General features: G+C 57.7%; 19 protein-coding genes. 14 read left to right on the plus strand and 5 right to left on the minus strand.

The window, feature by feature from the left end; genetic code table 11:
* The first annotated feature begins 39 nt into the window (after positions 1 to 39).
* Positions 40 to 2,124 (plus strand): polyphosphate kinase 1, encoded by a 2,085-nt coding sequence (gene ppk1, locus BN3544_RS08050; RefSeq protein ID WP_019430580.1) that lies wholly within the window; start codon positions 40 to 42, stop codon positions 2,122 to 2,124.
* A 5-nt stretch (positions 2,125 to 2,129) separates the two neighbouring features.
* Positions 2,130 to 2,591, plus strand: a complete 462-nt coding sequence (gene sixA, locus BN3544_RS08055) for a phosphohistidine phosphatase SixA (RefSeq protein WP_026036762.1) — start codon at positions 2,130 to 2,132, stop codon at positions 2,589 to 2,591.
* Between the two features lie 6 nt (positions 2,592 to 2,597).
* On the opposite strand, the gene BN3544_RS14440 is transcribed toward sixA, so the two are convergent.
* Complete coding sequence (locus BN3544_RS14440) at positions 2,598 to 2,828, minus strand: hypothetical protein (RefSeq protein ID WP_231733932.1); 231 nt, start codon at positions 2,826 to 2,828, stop codon at positions 2,598 to 2,600.
* On the opposite strand from BN3544_RS14440, the gene BN3544_RS14445 reads away from it, so the two are divergent.
* The gene (locus BN3544_RS14445; RefSeq protein WP_231733933.1) at positions 2,809 to 3,249 is read left to right on the plus strand and encodes a hypothetical protein; all 441 of its coding nucleotides are present in this window, start codon (positions 2,809 to 2,811) and stop codon (positions 3,247 to 3,249) included. The two genes, BN3544_RS14440 and BN3544_RS14445, sit on opposite strands and share 20 nt — an antisense overlap.
* Positions 3,250 to 3,268: 19 nt before the next feature.
* Here BN3544_RS14445 and ppx read toward each other — a convergent pair whose 3' ends face one another.
* The 4 genes from ppx to BN3544_RS08085 all read right to left on the minus strand — a co-directional run bounded on the left by ppx (position 3,269) and on the right by BN3544_RS08085 (position 7,572).
* Positions 3,269 to 4,771 (minus strand): exopolyphosphatase, encoded by a 1,503-nt coding sequence (gene ppx / locus BN3544_RS08070; protein ID WP_019430576.1) that lies wholly within the window; start codon positions 4,769 to 4,771, stop codon positions 3,269 to 3,271.
* A 143-nt stretch (positions 4,772 to 4,914) separates the two neighbouring features.
* On the minus strand, positions 4,915 to 5,274 hold the full coding sequence (locus BN3544_RS08075; RefSeq protein WP_019430575.1) for an ArsR/SmtB family transcription factor: 360 nt from the start codon (positions 5,272 to 5,274) through the stop codon (positions 4,915 to 4,917).
* Positions 5,271 to 6,527 (minus strand): organoarsenical effux MFS transporter ArsJ, encoded by a 1,257-nt coding sequence (gene arsJ / locus BN3544_RS08080; protein ID WP_019430574.1) that lies wholly within the window; start codon positions 6,525 to 6,527, stop codon positions 5,271 to 5,273. Before arsJ ends, BN3544_RS08075 begins: the two co-directional genes overlap by 4 nt.
* Before the next feature lies 1 nt (position 6,528).
* On the minus strand, positions 6,529 to 7,572 hold the full coding sequence (locus tag BN3544_RS08085) for an ArsJ-associated glyceraldehyde-3-phosphate dehydrogenase (RefSeq protein WP_019430573.1): 1,044 nt from the start codon (positions 7,570 to 7,572) through the stop codon (positions 6,529 to 6,531).
* A gap of 201 nt (positions 7,573 to 7,773) precedes the next feature.
* Between BN3544_RS08085 and BN3544_RS08090 the strand changes: the two genes are divergently transcribed.
* The 11 genes from BN3544_RS08090 (at position 7,774) to BN3544_RS08140 (ending at position 18,701) form a co-directional block, all read left to right on the plus strand.
* Positions 7,774 to 9,999: a PhoX family protein gene (locus BN3544_RS08090; RefSeq protein WP_019430572.1), complete on the plus strand. Its 2,226-nt coding sequence runs from the start codon at positions 7,774 to 7,776 to the stop codon at positions 9,997 to 9,999.
* A 326-nt stretch (positions 10,000 to 10,325) separates the two neighbouring features.
* Positions 10,326 to 11,345: a phosphate ABC transporter substrate-binding protein PstS gene (gene pstS, locus BN3544_RS08095; RefSeq protein ID WP_019430571.1), complete on the plus strand. Its 1,020-nt coding sequence runs from the start codon at positions 10,326 to 10,328 to the stop codon at positions 11,343 to 11,345.
* 92 nt (positions 11,346 to 11,437) lie between these two features.
* Positions 11,438 to 12,415, plus strand: coding sequence for a phosphate ABC transporter permease subunit PstC (gene pstC / locus BN3544_RS08100; protein WP_231733934.1), 978 nt, complete (start codon positions 11,438 to 11,440; stop codon positions 12,413 to 12,415).
* Between the two features lie 7 nt (positions 12,416 to 12,422).
* The gene (gene pstA, locus BN3544_RS08105; RefSeq protein ID WP_155820528.1) at positions 12,423 to 13,277 is read left to right on the plus strand and encodes a phosphate ABC transporter permease PstA; all 855 of its coding nucleotides are present in this window, start codon (positions 12,423 to 12,425) and stop codon (positions 13,275 to 13,277) included.
* Between the two features lie 21 nt (positions 13,278 to 13,298).
* Positions 13,299 to 14,078, plus strand: a complete 780-nt coding sequence (pstB, locus tag BN3544_RS08110; protein WP_019430568.1) for a phosphate ABC transporter ATP-binding protein PstB — start codon at positions 13,299 to 13,301, stop codon at positions 14,076 to 14,078.
* A 14-nt stretch (positions 14,079 to 14,092) separates the two neighbouring features.
* Positions 14,093 to 14,791 (plus strand): phosphate signaling complex protein PhoU, encoded by a 699-nt coding sequence (gene phoU, locus BN3544_RS08115; RefSeq protein WP_019430567.1) that lies wholly within the window; start codon positions 14,093 to 14,095, stop codon positions 14,789 to 14,791.
* Entirely contained in the window at positions 14,788 to 15,483 is a 696-nt protein-coding gene (gene phoB / locus BN3544_RS08120) for a phosphate regulon transcriptional regulator PhoB (protein ID WP_019430566.1), read from the plus strand. The genes phoU and phoB overlap by 4 nt, the downstream gene beginning before the upstream one ends.
* Before the next feature lie 39 nt (positions 15,484 to 15,522).
* Positions 15,523 to 16,830 carry a phosphate regulon sensor histidine kinase PhoR gene (gene phoR, locus BN3544_RS08125; RefSeq protein WP_231733935.1) on the plus strand — a complete coding sequence of 436 codons (1,308 nt, stop codon included), beginning with the start codon at positions 15,523 to 15,525 and terminating at the stop codon, positions 16,828 to 16,830.
* A gap of 205 nt (positions 16,831 to 17,035) precedes the next feature.
* Positions 17,036 to 17,446, plus strand: coding sequence for a DUF1924 domain-containing protein (locus BN3544_RS08130; RefSeq protein WP_036075264.1), 411 nt, complete (start codon positions 17,036 to 17,038; stop codon positions 17,444 to 17,446).
* Positions 17,443 to 17,928: a diheme cytochrome c gene (locus tag BN3544_RS08135; protein WP_019430563.1), complete on the plus strand. Its 486-nt coding sequence runs from the start codon at positions 17,443 to 17,445 to the stop codon at positions 17,926 to 17,928. Before BN3544_RS08130 ends, BN3544_RS08135 begins: the two co-directional genes overlap by 4 nt.
* A 38-nt stretch (positions 17,929 to 17,966) precedes the next feature.
* Positions 17,967 to 18,701: a cytochrome b/b6 domain-containing protein gene (locus BN3544_RS08140; RefSeq protein WP_231733936.1), complete on the plus strand. Its 735-nt coding sequence runs from the start codon at positions 17,967 to 17,969 to the stop codon at positions 18,699 to 18,701.
* Positions 18,702 to 18,721: the final 20 nt, after the last annotated feature.

Here is an 18,721-nt window from a genome sequence, read left to right on the forward strand (position 1 = left end):
AATTCCTAGAATAAATTTTTGATTCCTTCAAGCAACGCCATGGCCCATTCAAAAGTCGAGACTTCAGCAGCAGACGATCGGCAAGCCCTGTTGGACCGAGATCTGAGCATTTTGGCCTTCAACGAGCGTGTGCTCGATTGGGCGCATCGCCCAGAAGTGCCGGTGTTGGAGCGCCTGCGCTACCTGTGCATCGTGTCGTCGAATCTAGATGAGTTTTTTGAGGTGCGCGCCGAGCCGCATGTGATGGGCAGTTTGCAGGGTTTGAAAACGGGGCCCTACACACAAAAAAGTCTGGCCGTCATTGCCGAAAGAACCGGTGCCATGGTGGCGCGCCAATACGCGCTGTACAACGAGGATTTGTTGCCCACCTTGCAGCGCAAGGGCTATCGCATCTTGTCGCATGGTGAGCGCAATGCCGCCCAGCGCCAGTGGGTGCGCAGCTACTTTCAGCGCGAAGTCCAGCCTTTGCTGGTGCCTGTGAGCTTGGACCCTGCGCACCCCTTTCCCCAAGTGGCCAACAAGTCGTTGAATTTCATTGTTCAGTTGTCCGGCAAAGACGCGTTTGGTCGGTCCAATGAAATTGCGATTGTCAAAGTCCCACGCGTGCTGCCGCGCTTGATTTCTTTGCCGGCCAGGGTGTGTGATGGCACCACCGCTTATGTCATGTTGTCCAGCGTGATCCGGGCGCACTTGGCCGAATTGTTTCCGGGTCGCGAGGTCGGGCAGTTCTCGCAGTTTCGGGTCACCCGCAACTCCGAATTGGCGGTGGACGAAGACGAAATCGCCAATTTGCGCATGGCCTTGCGCCAAGGTCTGCAGCACCGGCACTACGGTCAGGCGGTGCGTTTGGAGGTTTCTGCCAACTGCGCACCGCGGTTGGCGGAATTTTTGCGCAAAGAATTCCAGTTGCCAGAGGAGGCCGTTTTCCGGGTCAATGGACCGGTGAATTTGGTCCGCTTGATGCAGTTGATTGATCTGGTCAATGCGCCGGAATTGCTCTTTCCGCCTTACGCCGCCAGTTTTCCTGCGCAGGTGCCGCAACACGGTTCGGTATTTGCACGTCTCAAAGCGGGCGATGTGATGATTCACCAGCCGTTTGAGAGTTTCGACGGCGTGCTCGCGTTTTTGCGCGAAGCCGTCATGGACCCGAATGTGCTGGCGATCAAGCAGACGATTTACCGGGCGGGTAGCGACCCGACCATGATGGATTTGCTGCGCGAGGCCGTTCGCCGTGGCAAGGAAGTCACGGCCGTGGTGGAGTTGAAAGCGCGTTTTGACGAAGAGGCCAACATCAACTGGGCCGAACAGCTTGAATCGATTGGTGTGCAGGTGGTGTACGGCATTGTCGGGCTCAAGACGCACGCCAAAATGCTGTTGGTCACACGTCGTGAAGGGCGATTTTTGCGGCGATATGGGCACTTGTCGACAGGCAATTACAACCGCCGCACGGCCGCGCTCTATACAGACATCAGCTACCTGACGGCCGATGCCGAGATCACGTCGGACATGGATCAGCTGTTTGGCCACTTGGCCAGCCAGAGCCGGTTGCCGAAAATGAAGCGTCTTTTGGTGGCCCCTTTTCAGCTGCATGCCGACATGCAGGCGCGCATTGCCGCCGTGGGTGAAGCGGCTGCGCGGGGCGCTAAAGGGCGCATTGTCATCAAAATGAATGCGCTGACCGACATGCCCTTGATCGAGGCTTTGCTAGAGGCGGGCCAAAAAGGGGCCCACATTGATTTGATCGTTCGGGGCGCTTGCATGCTGCCTGCCCGCGTTGCAGGTTTGAGTGAAAACATCCGGGTGCGCTCGGTCATCGGCCGTTTTTTAGAGCATTCCCGTGTGTTTTATTTTTGCGCCGACCAGGACGAGTCGCTGTATTTGTCGAGCGCCGACTGGATGAGCCGCAACATGACGCGCAGGATCGAATTGGCCTGGCCCGTGACAGACCCGTTTTTGCGTCAACGCATCATCGACGAATGCCTGATGGCCTATCTGCACGACGGTCTTGATGCCTGGGACTTGGCACCCGACGGTCACTACCACCGGGTGGGATTGACCGCGCCGGGCCATGGTGCTCAAAACGCCTTGATGCAGCGCTACAGCGCCGCGGCCCGCGAGGAGTGAGTGCGATGGATTTGATTGTTTGGCGTCATGCCGAAGCCCATGATGCAGAGCCCGGTGACGACGACATGCAAAGGGCCTTGACACCCCGTGGGCGCAAACAAGCCGAACGCATGGCGGCTTGGCTTGAAAGCCAATTGCCGCAAGGCACGCGCATCCTGAGCAGCCCCGCCGTCAGGGCCGAGCAAACAGTGCGTGCCTTGGCGCGTAAATACAAAGTGCGCGATGCCTTGTCACCCGGTGCGTCGGTGCAGGATGTGCTCGAAACCTCAGGTTGGCCCGATGCCAAGTACCCGGTGCTGCTCGTGGGGCATCAGCCCGCATTGGGCGGCGTGATTGCTCAGTTGCTGCGCATGCCGGATGACGCTTGCACCATCCGCAAAGGGGCTGTTTGGTGGTTGCGTCGACGCAGCCGAGAAGGCCTAGACCAAACAGTGCTTTTGGCCGTGACCTCTCCGGAAAAACTCTAGCCTGCGTCAGTCTTTGGCGGGGCGACCGGTCTTGATGGTCGGAACGCTGGCCAGGGCCTTTTTGAAGGCGACGTCGGTCATGCCGCTGAGTGCGCTCAAGCCCGCACGAATCAACTCGCTTTTCTTGACACCAACGCCCAGCGTCAAAGCACGCTTTTTCATCTCGCCGATTTGCAGCAGCTCGGTTTTGGGGATGGTGAAGCTGTCACGCACCACTTTGACTTTTTTGTCTTTCAAGGGCTTGGCGGGGCTTGTTGCTGGTTTGTTCACCGTGGGCTTGGTGTTTGGCTTGGGCGGCACTGTTTTGGCCGATTTTGCAGGCGATTTTGTGGGCGCTGTTGCTGCCGATTGGGCGACAGGCTTGGCCTTTTTGACGGCCTTTGGCTTGACGGCAGGTTTCACATTGGACTTGACCTTGGGCTTGACTGCTGGCTTCACGGACGCGGACTGCATGCGCCCGGTTTTGGGGGCTGCCTTGGTGGGCGCAGCGCTCGCCGGGACGGCGGTTTTCTTGCTTGCTGGCGCCGTGGCTTTGCTGGTCACGGGGGTGTTGGCGGCGTTGGCCGAAGTTGTGGCCTGGGCGGATGTGGCGGAAGGTGTGTTCATGGTCAATGAGGTTTTGAAATTAACGGTGTATACAGTTTATACCGTTGATTAAAAAATCACAAGCCAGCCGTTCAATCTGTATGAACCTGAAACGCCCAGTCTGTTTTTTGCCAAGCGGTTTTTTCTTCGCGCAAAAGGTGGGCTGATTGAGGCCACAGTTCGGCCCAGCTTTGGCTGATGCGCAGACGGGCGCTGCGGCGCAGGGGGTCGCAGTCGAGGGTCAGACCCGACAAGTCCGGGTCCCTTCGTGCATGGCACAAGATGACCGCCAGTCGCAGGGCCATGAGCTGTTGCACAAAGCTGGCGTCCACCATATTGACTTCGAGTTTGCGCAATTTTCCCCGGTGGCCCAGCACCAATTGGCTCAGTCGGTGCAGCTCGTCCAGGGTGAAGCCGGGCAGGTCGGTGTTGTCCAGAATGTAAGCACCATGCTTGTGGTAGTCGCTGTGCGAGATGCGCAGCCCGGTTTCGTGCAGCTGGCAAGCCCAGTGCAGTTTTTGCAAATAGCGCTGACGCTCGCCGGCGGGTGTGTCCGCTGTGTCTGGAATCAGGGCGGCCAGCACATGTTGGGCGGTTCGGGACACCCGTTCTGCTTGCAGTTTGTCGGTGCCAAAGCGCTGTGCCAGCCAATCGACCATCGAAGAGCGCACGTCTTGTGTGCTTTCTCGGTCGATCAGGTCGTACAGCGCACCATGCCTGAGCGCGCCTTGGGCGGCTTGCATTTCATCGATTTGCAGCAAGTCAAATACCGCTTGCAAGACGGCCAGCCCACCGCCAATGACGGGCTTGCGGTCTTCTTTGACGCCTTCGAGCCGAAGGTTGTCTGGCTTGTGGGCTTTGATCAAACGGTCTTTTAGCCAGGCCAGACCTTCGCGGGTGATTTTGCCCTCAGGCCAGCCTGAAGCGGTCAAAACATCAGACACCGCCCCCACCGTGCCCGACGAGCCGTAGCACTTGTCCCAGTGGCTGCGGTTGAAAAAGGTGAAGGCTTCGTCCAGCACCGCTTTGGCTGCGATTTCGGCAGCCTTGAAGGCCGATGCGGTCCACACACTCTCTGGAAAAAACTTCATCGACCACGCCACACTGCCTACGCGGTAAGACTCCAGGGTGTTGGCGCTTTCGTTTTGGCCCAAAATCATTTCGGTGGATCGACCCCCAATGTCCACCACCAAGCGCCGTTCAGGCGACTGTGGCAGCAAATGTGAGACGCCCAGATAGATCAGACGTGCTTCTTCTTTGCCTGCAATCACCTCAATTGGAAAGCCCAGTATGCGTTTGGCCTTGGCCAAAAATACATCGCGGTTACGCGCTTCGCGCAGGGTTTGGGTGGCCACTGCACGCACCTGGCTGGGCCTGAAACCCGCAATGCGTTCGCCGAAACGGGCCAGGCAGTCCCAGCCCCTTTCCATGGCTTCATCGGTCAGGTTGCGATCGGCATCCAGACCGTTGCCTTGCCGAACGGTCTCTTTGATGTACTCCACGCGCCGCAACTGACCCGCATCCATTTGGCCGATTTCGAGCCGAAAACTGTTGGAGCCCAGATCAATGGCAGCAAAGAGAGACTTGGTTTGCATGGAAAGCGACGTGGGCAAAAGAAGCTTCAGATTATGTGACGAACGTGTGTCGACTTGATGACAAGGCGGCCGGAGCCGAAGCCGAATCCCAAGTCGATAAGGGCCGCAGGCACCAAGGAGGTTTGCTGCGCTTCGTCCAATTTTTAGCCCTTGCGCTGTCCACAAGCCGCCAGCGGCATCTCGGCACAGGGCACACCTTGGCAGCAGTGGTCGGTCAAAAAACCGACCAAGCTTTGCATGGCAGGCATGTTGGCGCAATAACGCAAAAATCGCCCTTCGCGTTGCACGCTGGCCAAGCCAGCGTGGTGCAGTTCTTTGAGGTGAAAGGACAAGGTGTTGGCCGGTATGTCCAGCGTTTGCGACAACTGGCCTGGCTGCATGCCTTCAAGGCCCGCCCCCACGATGGCCCGGAACACGCGCAGGCGCGATGTTTGTGCCAAAGCCGCCAGCGCCTTGACGGCCAGTTCTTCGTCCATGGTGCTCCATGCCGGGTTGGCGTTCATGGCGCACCCGATGGCTCAGAAGAGGCACTGTGCACCAGCAAGCCCACAGGCAAGCGCAAGGTGGCAAGCCAGCACACCAGCAGCATGAGTGCCGAGCCCAACAAGGCATACAGCAGGCCACCCCATTGGTACAGCAGGCCCGACAGCAAGGTGCCCATAAAGCGTCCGAGCGCATTGGCGGCGTAATAAAAGCCCACATCTTCGGCGGCTTTTTCTGAGCCCGCATAGGCCAAGATCAGGTAACTGTGGACAGACGAGTTGATGGCAAAAGCAAAACCGAACAGGCTCAGACCCCCCACCACCCACCACTGCAAATAGGGGGCCTGCCACCACAAGGCGGCGGCAATGCCGAGTGGAATGAGCGTGATCACCGCCGACCACCAACGCGCTGCGGGCACCTCACGGCTCAGACCATCGGCGCTGCGCCTCACCAGTTGTGGCGCCAGCGCCTGCACCAGGCCGTAGCCAATGGTCCAGGCCGCCAAAAAGCCACCCACCATGGTGAAGGTCCAGCCCATCGAGTACAAAAACACGGGCACACCCACCACAAACCACACATCGCGTGCGCCAAACAAGACCACCCGCGCAGCGGCCAGCGCGTTGATGCCGTCATTTTTGGCAAACAGTTCACGCGCCGAACTGGACGGCTTGCTCTTGCCCATCATGGGTGGCAAGCTGCTCACCACGCCGATCAGCACCAGCCCGAGCAAGGCCGACATGGCCCAGAGCGAGCCTTGAAAACCCAGCGTTTCCAGCAGCAGGCCGCCCAGAAAAAAGCCCAAACCTTTCATGGCATTTTTGCTGCCGGTGAACCAGGCCACCCATTTGAACAACTGGCCGTTGCCAGTGTCTTTGGCTTGCGCTTGCGTGATCTTGATGGCCGATTTGCTGGCGGTCTTGGTCAGGTCTTTGGCCACACCGCACACCCCTTGCGACAACACGACCCATGCCACCGACATGCTGGCTGTCCAGTCGGGTTGCAGTGCCGACAGCAAGCCAAAGCCGATGATTTGTGTGACCAAGCCCACCGTGAGCATGCGGGCAATGCCATAGCGTGTGGCCAACCAGCCGCCGATCAGGTTGGCCAACACGCCCGCTGCTTCGTACAGCAAGAACAAAAAAGCCAGCGTGAAAGGCGAGTAGCCCAGCTTGTAAAAGTGCAGCAGCACCAGCATGCGCAAAGCGCCATCGGTCAGGGTGAAGCCCCAATAGGCTGCGGTGACGATGCCGTAGTTTCGTTCAGCGGTGTTCATCTCAGATGCCGACTTCGTTCATGTGGCAAGCCAAGTCCACCATGCGGCAGGCGTAGCCCATTTCGTTGTCGTACCAAGCGTAAATTTTCAGCAGCGTGCCGTCGGTCACCAGGGTGGACAGCGCGTCCACGATGGCGCTGCGTGTGTCGCGGGCGTAATCTGCGCTGACCAAGGGGCGGGTTTCGTAACCGAGGATGCCAGCCAGCGGGCCTTGGGCTGCGGCGGCAAAGAAGGCGTTGACTTCTTCGGCGCTGGTCTCGCGCTTCATCTCGAAAACGCAATCGGTCAGTGAAGCGTTGAGCACTGGGGCACGCACCGCATGGCCGTTGAGCTTGCCCTTGAGTTCGGGGTAGATCAGGGCAATGGCCGTGGCGCTGCCGGTGGTGGTGGGGGCCAGACTGGTCATGGCGCTGCGGGCGCGACGCAGGTCTTTGTGCGGCGCATCGACCACCAAGTTGGTGTTGGTGGGGTCGTGGATGGTGGTGATCTGCCCGTGCCGAATGCCAATGGCTTCGTGCACCACTTTGACCACTGGAGCCAGGCAGTTGGTGGTGCAAGAGGCGGCCGTGACGATGCGGTCTTTGGCGGGGTTGTATTGGGTGTGGTTGATGCCCACCACGATGTTCAACACATCGCCCACCTTCACGGGGGCGGCCACGATGACACGTTTGGCACCCCGGTCCAGGTGGCCTTGAATGGTTTCCGGGCTGAGGAACTTGCCTGTGCATTCGAGCACCAGGTCCACACCCATATCGCCCCAGGGAATGTCGGCCGGGTTCGCGTGTGATGAAAAGCCCAGGGTGCGCTCGCCGATGCGGATTTGGTTGTCGCCCTCAGCTTCGATGCGCTCGCGCCACTTGCCCTGCACGCTGTCAAAGGCCAGCAAATGCGCTGTGGCCGCTGCGCCGCCTTTGAGTTCGTTCAGATGCACCACCTCCAGGCGATTGCCTGCGCGGGGGTCCTCTGGCTGGCGCTCGGCGGCGCCCATGGCCGCACGCAATGCCAAACGGCCAATGCGGCCCATGCCGTTGATACCGACTCTCATGTTTTATCTTTCGATGATTCTGGAAATGTAGTCTTTGAATTTTGTCATGAATTTATGACGACGCCATGACACACCCGTTCGCTACTTGTTCGGCGCCATTTCAGCGCCTTTGCGCTTTGGGTGTCTTCAAGTTGTCAAAAAAAAGCCATGAAGCCGTCACAGTAAAACCATGAAATCAAGCTTTTCTAACTGGAGCTTTTCATGTCCAACCACGACTTTGACCCTGTTTGCAACACCTCTGACAACCCTCACTTTCAGGACGTATTGGCCCAGTCCTTGCAAAACCCCCAGCGCCGTGGCCTGTTGCGCGGCGGTTTGGGCTTGGCCGGCCTGGCCATGTTGCCCGGCTGCGCAACCCTGACTTCTGGCATGGCCGCTGCGCCCAGCGCCTTGGGTTTTGCAGCGGTCGAAAAAAGCCTGCTCGACAACGTGATGCTGCCTCCGGGCTACCAGTACAGCGTGTTGCACGCCACAGGTGATGCACTGGATTCGGCGTTGGCCGCTTACTCCAACCGAGGCCTCGAATCGGACGACTGGTCACGCCGTGTTGGCGATCACCATGACGGCATGGACATTTATTACATCGATTCGAATGGCCGATATTCCGACAAAGAAACGGGCCGCGCCGTGTTGTGTGTCAACCACGAAAGCTCGGCCGACGCGCATTTTCTGCACCCCAATGGCCAGACGTCCAACAACGTCAGTGGTAAAAAATTCGACCAGTTTGGCGAATGGGATTTGGGCACTCGCCCTGAGTTGGAAGTGCTCAAAGAAATTAACCTGCATGGCGTTTCGCTGTTCGAAATAGTCAAGACCCCGCAAGGCTGGCGCGTCAAGCAAGACTCGGCGCTGAACCGCCGCATCACAGCGCAAACTCCCGTGCGCGTCAGCGGTCCCCGTGCGCACATCGAAGACGTTCGCAACTTCATGGTCAGCCGCTGGGACACAGCAGGGGCCATGGCCCGTGGCACGCTCAATAACTGCGGTCACGGCAAGACCCCATGGGGCACTTATTTGACTTGCGAGGAAAACTGGGCGTTTTACTTCCAGACCACTGGCGCAGGCGCGGCATTGTCTGCCAAGGAAGTCGCCTCGCGCAAACGCTACGGCGTGGCTGCAGCGGCACCGGTTGCGGGTGCCAAAAAAGCCGCCAGCCAAGGCTGGTACACCGTGTCGGCCACAGACGACCGCTTTGCCCGTTGGAACTTGGCTGCCTCGGGAGCCAGTGCCGAGAAAGATTTCCGCAACGAAGCCAATACCTTTGGGTTCATCGTCGAGATCGACCCGCTGGCACCCAATTCCACGCCTGCCAAGCGCACGGCCATGGGCCGCTTTGCCCACGAGGCCGCTGTGTGTGGCGTGCCCAAGGCAGGTGAGCCGCTGGCGTTTTACATGGGCTGTGACTCGCGCAACGAATACATCTACAAGTTTGTGACCGCTGCCGTGTGGGACCCGCGTGATGTGGGCGGCGGCATGCTGGCCGGTGACAAATACCTGAGTGAAGGCAAGTTGTACGTCGCTCGCTTTGACGCGAGCGGGCAGGGTGAATGGCTGGAGCTGAACATCGCTGACCCGCGTGTTGCTCAGCATGCGCCTTATCAATTTTCCAATCAGGCCGATGTGTTGGTCAACGCCCGGCATGCCGCAGACGCGGTCGGGGCCACCAAGATGGACCGTCCAGAGTGGGGCGCAGTCAACCACCGCAATGGTGAGATCTATTTTTCACTGACCAACAACAGTGCCGCCAACCGGACGCCCACCAAAGTGGACTCGGCCAACCCCCGCGCTTACATGGACTTGGACGGCAAAAAAATGGCCGGAAACCCCAATGGTCACATCATCCGTTTCAAAGAGGCTGGCCACAGCAGCACCGCCAAGGCCTTTGCTTGGGACATCTTTTTGTTTGGCGCTGAAGAAGACATGGGCGATGCCAATTTGTCGGGCCTGACCGCCAAGAATTCGTTTTCGTCGCCTGATGGCTTGTGGTTCAGCAAAGCCACCGGCATTTGCTGGATTCAAACGGACGACGGCGCGTACACCGACGAAACCAACTGCATGCTGCTGGCCGCCATTCCTGGTCAGGTGGGCGACGGTGGCAAGGTCACTGTCAAAAACAAGATGGTGGTGGGTGGCGTTGAGCAAACCGGCACCCAAGAAACTTTTTTAGGCGCTGCTTTGGGTGAGGCCAAATTGCGCCGCTTCCTGGTCTCACCCAGCGGCGCAGAAGTCACGGGCATCACCGAAACCGCAGATGGCCGCACCTTGTTTGTGAACATTCAGCACCCAGGCGAGTTGTCCAAGCCCTTGTCGTCCGGTGAAGCGCCCCAGAGCACTTGGCCTGGCAATCAGGGTGTCGGTCCCCAGGGTCGTCCCCGCTCAGCCACCCTTGTCATCACCCGCCAAGATGGTGGTTTGATCGGCCTGTAAATAGGCTCATGTGCGCGTTGCCCCTTGTGGGTGCGCGCACACGAAATGCCCCCTTTCCATCGGATTGTCTGGGCTGTCGGCTGTTCTATTTCGAGATCTGTGCGCCTGGCCAGCTGGGGTAAGCCGACCAGGCGCTGGCATGTTGACCAGGCCTTTGACGTGGGCCAGAAAAAATCTGCATTTGACCTGCTGCCAACGAGGCGTTCCTGTCCGTCAATGTGATTTTTGACACGGTATTGTCACAATACACCGCTAAAGTTCAATCAGTCCTCACAAAAGCCTTGTGGGTGATGTCTAGAATTTTTCACCCCTGAACAGGAGTTGACATGATGAAATTGAAATCTTTTGTGGCCGCCATTGGCTTGAGCGCTGTTGCCGCTGCCAGTTTTGCCGCCGACATCACTGGCGCAGGTGCCACATTTCCATTCCCCATCTACGCCAAGTGGGCCGAAAGCTACAAAGCTGCCACCGGCACTGGCATGAACTACCAATCTATCGGCTCGTCCGGTGGCATCAAGCAAATCCGTGCCAAGACCGTGACTTTCGGTGCGACCGACGCGCCCGTCAAAGGCGAAGAACTCGACAAAGACGGCATGGTCCAGTTTCCGGCTGTCATTGGCGGCACTGTTCCTGTGATCAACTTGGACGGTTTTAAGCCAGGTGAACTGCGCGTGACCGGACCTGTGATGGCCGAGATGTTCATGGGCAAGATCAGCAAGTGGAACGACCCCAAGTTTGCAGCGCTGAACCCTGGCAAAAACCTGCCCAACGAAATCATCACCATCGTGCACCGCGCCGACGGTTCGGGCACCACCTTCAACTGGACCGATTACCTGAGTGCCGTCAGCAAAGACTGGGCTGACTCGGTGGGCAAGGGCGCTGCGGTCAAGTGGCCAGCCTCGACATCGGTCGGCGGCAAGGGCAACGAAGGTGTGGCTGCCAACGTGAACCGCGTCAAAGGCTCTTTGGGTTACGTGGAATACGCTTATGTCAAAAAGAACAAGATGACATTTATGCAAATTCAGAACGCCGATGGCAAATACGTCAGTCCAGACGATTTGACATTCGCCGCAGCGGCTGCCAGCGCCGACTGGTTCAGCGTGCCGGGCATGGGCGTGTCCATGGTCAATGCCAAAGGTGCTACCAGCTGGCCTGTCAGTACGGCTTCATTCATCTTGATGTACAAGAACCCCGCAGACAAAGCGGCCTCTGCCGAAGCCCTGAAATTCTTTGACTACGCCTTCAAAAATGGCAAGAAAATGGCCGCTGATCTGGACTATGTGGCATTGCCTGACAGCTTGACCGATCAGATCCGTTCCAAAGTCTGGTCGCAAATTCAGAAGTAATCCAGGCCCATGCCTGCCATCCGTCGGTTGTTATCCAGCGACCGGCGGATCATTTTTTTTAGTTGGATGAGATTTGTTTGATGGGCCAAGACATGCAAACCCCCCTTTCCGGTGCAGACAGCGCAAGCAATATGCAGGCCGTGGTCAAGCGGCAGCGGCTGCAAGACATGGTGTTTCACCGCCTGACGCAGTTGTTTTCCCTGTTGGTTCTGGTGGCTTTGGCGGGGATCATCGTGTCCTTGTTCATCAATGCGTGGCCCACATTTGCCAAGTTCGGTACCCACTTCATTTGGTACGTTGAATGGGACATCATCAACGCAGAATTTGGTGCGGCGATTGCCATCGTGGGCACACTGGCCAGTGCCGGCATTGCCATGCTGGTGGCGGTGCCCTTGGCCTTTGGCATTGCGGTTTTTCTGACCGAAACCTGCCCTGTTTGGTTGCGTCGCCCCTTAGGCACTGCCATCGAGTTGCTGGCGGCCGTGCCGTCCATCATTTATGGCATGTTCGGCCTATTCGTTTTCGCCCCCTTGTTTGCCGATTACGTTCAGGTGCCTCTGCGTGATTTGCTGGGGGGCATGCCCCTGATCGGTTTCTTGTTTGGCGGCGCCACCAACGGCATGGGCATCATGGCTGCCGGCATTGTGCTGGCCTTCATGGTCTTGCCATTTGTGGCCGCTGTGATGCGCGATGTGTTCGAAATCACACCGCCCATCCTGCGTGAGTCGGCCTACGGGCTGGGGTGCACCACTTGGGAGGTTGTGCGCAAAATCGTCCTGCCGTACACCCAAAAAGGCGTGATCGGCGGCATCATGCTGGGCTTGGGCCGTGCATTGGGTGAAACCATGGCGGTGACCTTTGTGATCGGCAACGCCAACCGCATGCCCACGTCCTTGTTCTCGCCAGGCACCTCCATCGCTTCCACACTCGCCAACGAGTTTGGTGAAGCCGATGACCTCCATATTTCTTCTCTTTTCGCGCTCGGCTTCTTGCTGTTTGTAATCACTTTCGTGGTTTTGGCGGCTGCCAAAATCATGATCAATCGGGCTGAAAAAGCCAAGGGGTTCTGACATGGCGATGAACATGAATGAAGGTTTGTACCGCCGTCGCCGTCTGGCCAATGCCTGGGGCATGGTGACTTCCATGGTCGCCATGGGCTTGGGCCTGACGGTCTTGTTGTGGATTTTGGTGGTGTTGTTCTCCAACGGTTTTGCCGCCCTGGATTTGAACTTGCTGACCCAGGACACACCAGCCCCCGGCACCGAAGGCGGTGGCTTGCGCAACGCCATTGTGGGCAGCTTGATGATGGTCGGACTCACCGTGTTGGTGGCGACACCCGTTGGCATTTTGGCGGGCATTTACCTGACCGAATACGGCGACCAGAGCAAAACAGCCGAGCTGACCCGTTTTGTCACAGACATCATGTTGTCAGCGCCCTCCATCGTGATCGGCTTGTTTGTCTACGCGATTGCGGTGGCCACTTTGGGGACTTTTTCTGGCTACGCCGGCAGCTTGGCTTTGACCCTGATTGCCGTGCCGGTGATCATGCGGACCACAGAAAATATGCTGCGTCTCGTGCCTGGTAATTTGCGCGAGGCCGCTTTTGCACTGGGTGCACCGCGCTGGAAAGTATCACTCTCTGTGACCTTGCGTGCGGCCAAGAGCGGCGTGATCACTGGCTTGTTATTGGCCGTTGCGCGCATCAGTGGCGAAACCGCACCTTTGCTGTTCACGGCGCTGAACAACCAGTTCTTCAATGCCGACATGAGCAAGCCCATGGCCAACCTGCCTGTGGTGATTTTCCAATTTGCCATGAGCCCCTACGACAACTGGATTCGTCTGGCTTGGGCGGGTGCTTTGCTGGTGACTTTGACCGTTTTGATCTTGAACATTTTGGCTCGCGCATTCTTCCGCGACAAAGCCCAAGCCTAATTTTTGAATGATGGGACCCACATGCCTGTAACTCAAGCGCTGCCTTTGAAAAGTGCGATTCAAATTCGCAATTTGAATTTTTTCTACGGAACCTTCAAAGGCCTGAAAAACGTCAACCTCGACATTGCCGAGAACAAGGTCACGGCCTTCATCGGTCCTTCGGGCTGTGGCAAATCCACTTTGCTGCGCACACTCAACCGCATGTACAGCCTGTATCCCGGTCAGCGTGCCGAAGGCGAGATCAATTTTGATGGGCAAAACATCTTGGATGCGAAGCAAGACCTGAACTTGCTGCGTGCCCGTGTTGGCATGGTGTTTCAAAAGCCGACACCCTTTCCGATGTCCATCTACGACAACATTGCCTTTGGCATTCGCTTGTATGAGAAGTTGGGCCGAGCCGACATGGATGAGCGTGTGGAATGGGCTTTGACCAAGGCGGCCATCTGGAACGAAGTCAAAGACAAGCTGGGCCAAAGCGGTTTGTCGCTGTCGGGTGGTCAGCAGCAACGCCTGTGCATTGCCCGCAGCGTGGCCGTTAAGCCTGCTGTGATTTTGCTGGACGAGCCCACTTCTGCACTTGACCCCATCTCGACGGCCAAGGTCGAAGAACTGGTCAGTGAGTTGAAGAAAGACCATACCGTGGCCATCGTCACGCACAACATGCAACAAGCGGCCCGTGTGTCTGATTTCACGGCGTACATGTATTTGGGCGAGTTGGTCGAGTTCGGTCAAACCGAACAGATTTTCATGAAGCCCGCCCGTCAAGAGACCGAAGACTACATCACTGGCCGTTTTGGCTGATCAGGAGAAGCACCATGGAAAAACACATTTCTAGCCAATTCGATGCCGATTTGACCAACGTGTCATCGCGCGTTCTGGAGCTCGGTGGTTTGGTGGAGTCGCAAACGCGCCATGCCGTCTACTCCCTGGCCCAGTTCAACATGGAAGTCGCCAACCAAGTCATTGCCACTGAAAAGCAAGTCAACACCCTCGAGGTCGAAATTGACGCCGAGTTGGCTTCCATCATTGCCCGTCGCCAGCCCACCGCACGCGATTTGCGCTTGTTGATGGCGATCTCCAAGATCACAGGTAACCTCGAACGCGCGGGTGACGAAGCCGAGCGCATTGCCCGCATGGTCAAACAAATTCTTGAACAAGGCAGCCCACGCAACCTGCCTTCATCCGAGTTGCGCATCGCTTCGGATTTGGCTTCGGGCTTGCTGCGCAAAGCGCTGGACGCCTTTGCGCGTCTGGATGTCAACACCGCGCTGGTCATTTTGAAAGAAGACGATCTGATCGACGCCGAATTCAACGGCTTTGTGCGCAAGTTGATCACTTACATGATGGAAGATCCACGCACCATTTCGGCCAGTCTGGATTTGCTGTTCGTGGCCAAGGCGATCGAGCGCATTGGCGATCACGCCAAGAACATTGCCGAGTTTGTGATTTACGTGGTCAAGGGTGCCGATGTGCGCCACACCGCATTGACGGAAATTGAAAAAGCGGTCCAATGAGAAGCCTGCCCAAAATTCTGATCGTGGAGGATGAGTCCGCGATCGCCGAGTTGATTTCTGTGAACTTGCGCCACAACGGTTTTCAACCTGTGTGGGCCATGGACTCTGAATCTGCGCAGCGCGAACTGGACGACATCTTGCCCGATGTGATTTTGCTGGACTGGATGCTGCCCGGTGAAAGCGGTTTGGCATTGGCCCGACGCTGGCGCTCATCCGCGCGGACCAAGGCCGTCCCGATTCTCATGCTCACAGCGCGAGGCGACGAAGCCGATCGTGTGGCGGGCCTGGACGCTGGCGCCGACGATTACATCGTCAAGCCGTTTTCGCCGAGCGAACTGCTGGCCCGAATTCGCGCTGTGTTGCGCCGTCGGGTGCCTGAATCTGTGGGCGGTGCCGTCATGCTCGGTGATTTGCAATTGGATGCGGACACTTACCGCGTGAGCTGGCAAGACAAGCCCATCAAGGTCGGCCCCACCGAATTCAAGCTCTTGCAATACCTGATGCGGCACCCGGAGCGTGTGCACACGCGCGGTATGTTGCTGGACAAAATCTGGGGTGATCACGTTTACATCGAAGAGCGCACGGTGGATGTGCACGTCAAGCGCTTGCGCGAATCTTTGGGCGAGGCGGGCAGTATGATCGAAACCGTTCGCGGTGCCGGTTACCGCATGACCGGTTCACCTTCGACATAACTTTGTATTTGAATGCTCGTCTCATTGCTTGAGCTTTTTTTGGGGACCGCCGTCGTCGCTTTGCCGGTTTGGTGGTGGACTGGCTTGACCGAGGCCGCTATGGCGGCTTTGCTGGCTGTGTTTGTTTTTGCGGTTTTTTTGATCTGGAAAACCTACCGCATAGAACGTTGGTTGTCCCAAGCTGACCTGCATACGCCGCTCCCTTGGACAGGTGTTTGGTCTGAGATCGCCCACCGCATTCAGCGCTTGTTGAGGCAACGCGAAAAGCAGGCCGCAGCCGCAGAGCAGCGTTTGCAGTATTTCTTGCAAGCCATTCAAGCCTCACCCAACGGGGTGACTTTGCTCGACGCCCAGGGCCGCATTGAGTGGTGCAATTCCACCGCATCGAGCCACTTGGGGCTGGATGCCCGACGGGATTTGAACCAGCACATCGTTCACTTGGTGCGCGACCCGGTTTTTTCCAAGTATTTCGCCCTGGATGTGCACGACTCGGACGTGGTCATGGATGGTCGAGCCAGTTCCTTGGCACAAACCCCCAAGTTGTCGGTGCAGTTGCATGCCTATGGCGAGGGGCAGCTGTTGTTGCTGACCCGCGACATCACCTCCGTGACGCTGGCCGATGCCATGCGCCGTGATTTTGTGGCGAATGTGTCGCACGAGATTCGAACACCCTTGACGGTACTGAGCGGTTTTGTTGAAACCCTGCAATCCATTCCCTTGGCAGAAGCAGAAAAACAGCGCTATTTGCAACTGATGGCAGTGCAAGCAGAACGCATGCAAAGCCTGGTGGCCGATTTGTTGACCTTGTCCCAGCTCGAAGGCAGTTTGCCACCGGGTTTGTACGAAAAGGTGGACTTGCCTGGATTGATGAGCCGCTTGGCCGCGGATGCGGTGGCGCTGTCCAGCGTGTTGTCCGGCCACGATGGGGAGGAACGCGGGCCAGTTCACGATTTGGTGTTTGAGCCCGCACCGCGTTGGGCCTTGTTGGGTGTGCAGTCTGAATTGCTCAGTGCCATGTCTAATTTGGTGAGCAATGCCATCCGCTACACCCCGGCCGGTGGGGCGATTCATGTGGCTTGGTCCCGCACGTCGGACGGTGCCACTTTTTCGGTGAGCGACACTGGGCCAGGGATTTCACCTGAGCACTTGCCGCGCTTGTCAGAGCGGTTTTATCGCGTGGACCGCAGCCGATCACGCGAAACAGGTGGCACAGGTTTGGGGCTGGCCATTGCCAAGCATGTGGTCCAACGCCATGGCGGTGAGTTTCGCATCCAGAGCGAAGTGGGCAAAGGCTCGACGTTCATGTTGGTTTTGCCCGCGAGCCGCATCGAAGCGTTGACCGACTGAGTCGCTTGGTTTCGTATTTCAGTGCGTTCTGAAATTCGGTGGATGATTATCCGGTTCACCTTGCCTTTTGTCTGCAACGCCCACCAAACTACCTTTGCACTACACCATCTTTGGTGATGTTGGCCGCTTGTGGCCGGTGCCTTCCTTTTAAGAGCCACTTCATGTCAGGCCTTTAATCTTCAAGCTGAGATGAAAGGCTGATTTCATGTTGAATTTCAGAAGATTCCGGCGCATGGCCGTGGAAACGGGTATCGGGCTTGCTTTGATCGGGGGCGTCCCGGCCATGGCGGCCACACCTCAAACAGAATTGTTGCGTTGGCAACAAGCTGCCGGACAAGCCGGTGATGCGGTCAAGGGCCAAGTGTTTTTTGGTCAGCGGCAGGGTGGTGAATGGTCATGCGCGTCGTGCCACGGTCAGCCCCCGACCCGCGACAGTCAGCACGCGTCCACGGGCAAGAAGATCGCGGCCTTGGCACCGGCCTTCAATGCCGAGCGCTTGACCGACAGTGCCAAGGTGGACAAATGGTTCAAACGCAATTGCAAAGATGTGTTGTCGCGCGAGTGCACGGCCATTGAAAAGGCGGATGTGCTGGCTTACCTGATTGGCTTGAAATGAAGCGCCATTTTTTTGTGAAATCAGCGTCTTTGCATGGCTTGTTCTGTGCCTTGGTCTGGGCCGTGTCTGTCCCTGCTGTGGCCGATGGACGCCTCATGCCCGCGCAGGTGCTCAGCGTTTACAAGCAGGAATGTGCGGCCTGTCACATGGCCTACCCGCCGGGCATGTTGCCCGCGCCATCGTGGCGACGCATCATGACAAGGCTTGACCGTCATTACGGCACCGATGCATCGCTGGAGCCTGCGCAAGTGCAGCAAGTGTCTGCCTGGCTAGTGGCCAACGCAGGAACCTACCAGCGTGTGCGCGTAGAGCCGCCAGAAGACCGCATCACCCGTTCGGCCTGGTTTGCCCGCAAGCACCGCGAGCTGGATGCCGCTGTTTGGAAGCGCGTCAGCATCAAGAGTGCCGCCCAATGCGGCACTTGCCACACCCAAGCCGAGCAGGGGAATTTTGATGAACATCAAGTGCGTATTCCACGCTGATGTGGGGCAACGTTCACGAACACCACGAGGTTGAAATGATGTCGAATACTTCTTCGTTAGGGCATGTGCAGACCGATGCAACGACTCCCACCCGGCGGACGGTGGATGTTTTCACCCGCGTCTTGCATGCCTTGCTGGCTTTGAGTTTTGTGGGTGCTTACCTCACTGCCGAGAGTGAAATATTCAGGCTGGTGCATGTGAGTCTGGGCTACACGCTGGGCGGTTTGCTGCTTGTTCGTGTGGTGTGGGGTTTGATGGGGCCTCGCCATGCACGCCTGTCTGCGATGTGGGGCAAGTTGCGAGGTCTGGGCGCTTGGTGGAATGGCGTGCGCACAGGCCAGGCATCTTGGCGGCAGACGCAAAACCTGTACATGGCGCTGTCGGTAGTTCTTGTTTTGTCGGCCATCGCACCCGTGGTTTTGTCGGGTTATGTCACCTACCAGGAGTTCACCGGGGAATGGATGGAAGAGGTGCACGAGCTCTTTGGCAACGTCATGTTGCTGGCGGTGCTGGCGCACGTTTCGGGTGTGATCGGCCTCAGCTTGCTGCGACGTCGTAATCTGGCGACCCCCATGCTCACCGGGCGTGTGGAGGGCACAGGGCCTGACTTGATCAAGTCGAACCACTCGGTTTTGGCGCTTTTACTGCTGGCTGCTGTGCTTTTTTTCTGGGTCTGGCAGTGGCAGATTTCGCCGCACACCTCGCCTGAGCCTGGCGTCAGTGCACTGGTCGCTGCACCCGGCAAGGCACAATCTGAAGACCATGACGATTGATTTTTCATTCACCCATTCAG

Origin of the sequence: Limnohabitans sp. Rim47, assembly GCF_001517545.1 — a bacterium.
In the GTDB taxonomy this organism is placed as follows: domain Bacteria; phylum Pseudomonadota; class Gammaproteobacteria; order Burkholderiales; family Burkholderiaceae_C; genus Limnohabitans_A.

What these genes read in the sequence shown, in the direction of transcription:
- ppk1 (WP_019430580.1), top strand. Translation starts at nt 40, where the DNA reads ATGGCCCATTCAAAAGTCGAGACTTCAGCAGCAGACGATCGGCAAGCC.
- sixA (WP_026036762.1), top strand. Translation starts at nt 2,130, where the DNA reads ATGGATTTGATTGTTTGGCGTCATGCCGAAGCCCATGATGCAGAGCCC.
- ppx (WP_019430576.1), bottom strand. Translation starts at nt 4,771, where the DNA reads ATGCAAACCAAGTCTCTCTTTGCTGCCATTGATCTGGGCTCCAACAGT.
- BN3544_RS08075 (WP_019430575.1), bottom strand. Translation starts at nt 5,274, where the DNA reads ATGAACGCCAACCCGGCATGGAGCACCATGGACGAAGAACTGGCCGTC.
- arsJ (WP_019430574.1), bottom strand. Translation starts at nt 6,527, where the DNA reads ATGAACACCGCTGAACGAAACTACGGCATCGTCACCGCAGCCTATTGG.
- BN3544_RS08085 (WP_019430573.1), bottom strand. Translation starts at nt 7,572, where the DNA reads ATGAGAGTCGGTATCAACGGCATGGGCCGCATTGGCCGTTTGGCATTG.
- BN3544_RS08090 (WP_019430572.1), top strand. Translation starts at nt 7,774, where the DNA reads ATGTCCAACCACGACTTTGACCCTGTTTGCAACACCTCTGACAACCCT.
- pstS (WP_019430571.1), top strand. Translation starts at nt 10,326, where the DNA reads ATGATGAAATTGAAATCTTTTGTGGCCGCCATTGGCTTGAGCGCTGTT.
- pstC (WP_231733934.1), top strand. Translation starts at nt 11,438, where the DNA reads ATGCAAACCCCCCTTTCCGGTGCAGACAGCGCAAGCAATATGCAGGCC.
- pstA (WP_155820528.1), top strand. Translation starts at nt 12,423, where the DNA reads ATGAACATGAATGAAGGTTTGTACCGCCGTCGCCGTCTGGCCAATGCC.
- pstB (WP_019430568.1), top strand. Translation starts at nt 13,299, where the DNA reads ATGCCTGTAACTCAAGCGCTGCCTTTGAAAAGTGCGATTCAAATTCGC.
- phoU (WP_019430567.1), top strand. Translation starts at nt 14,093, where the DNA reads ATGGAAAAACACATTTCTAGCCAATTCGATGCCGATTTGACCAACGTG.
- phoB (WP_019430566.1), top strand. Translation starts at nt 14,788, where the DNA reads ATGAGAAGCCTGCCCAAAATTCTGATCGTGGAGGATGAGTCCGCGATC.
- BN3544_RS08130 (WP_036075264.1), top strand. Translation starts at nt 17,036, where the DNA reads ATGTTGAATTTCAGAAGATTCCGGCGCATGGCCGTGGAAACGGGTATC.
- BN3544_RS08135 (WP_019430563.1), top strand. Translation starts at nt 17,443, where the DNA reads ATGAAGCGCCATTTTTTTGTGAAATCAGCGTCTTTGCATGGCTTGTTC.
- BN3544_RS08140 (WP_231733936.1), top strand. Translation starts at nt 17,967, where the DNA reads ATGTCGAATACTTCTTCGTTAGGGCATGTGCAGACCGATGCAACGACT.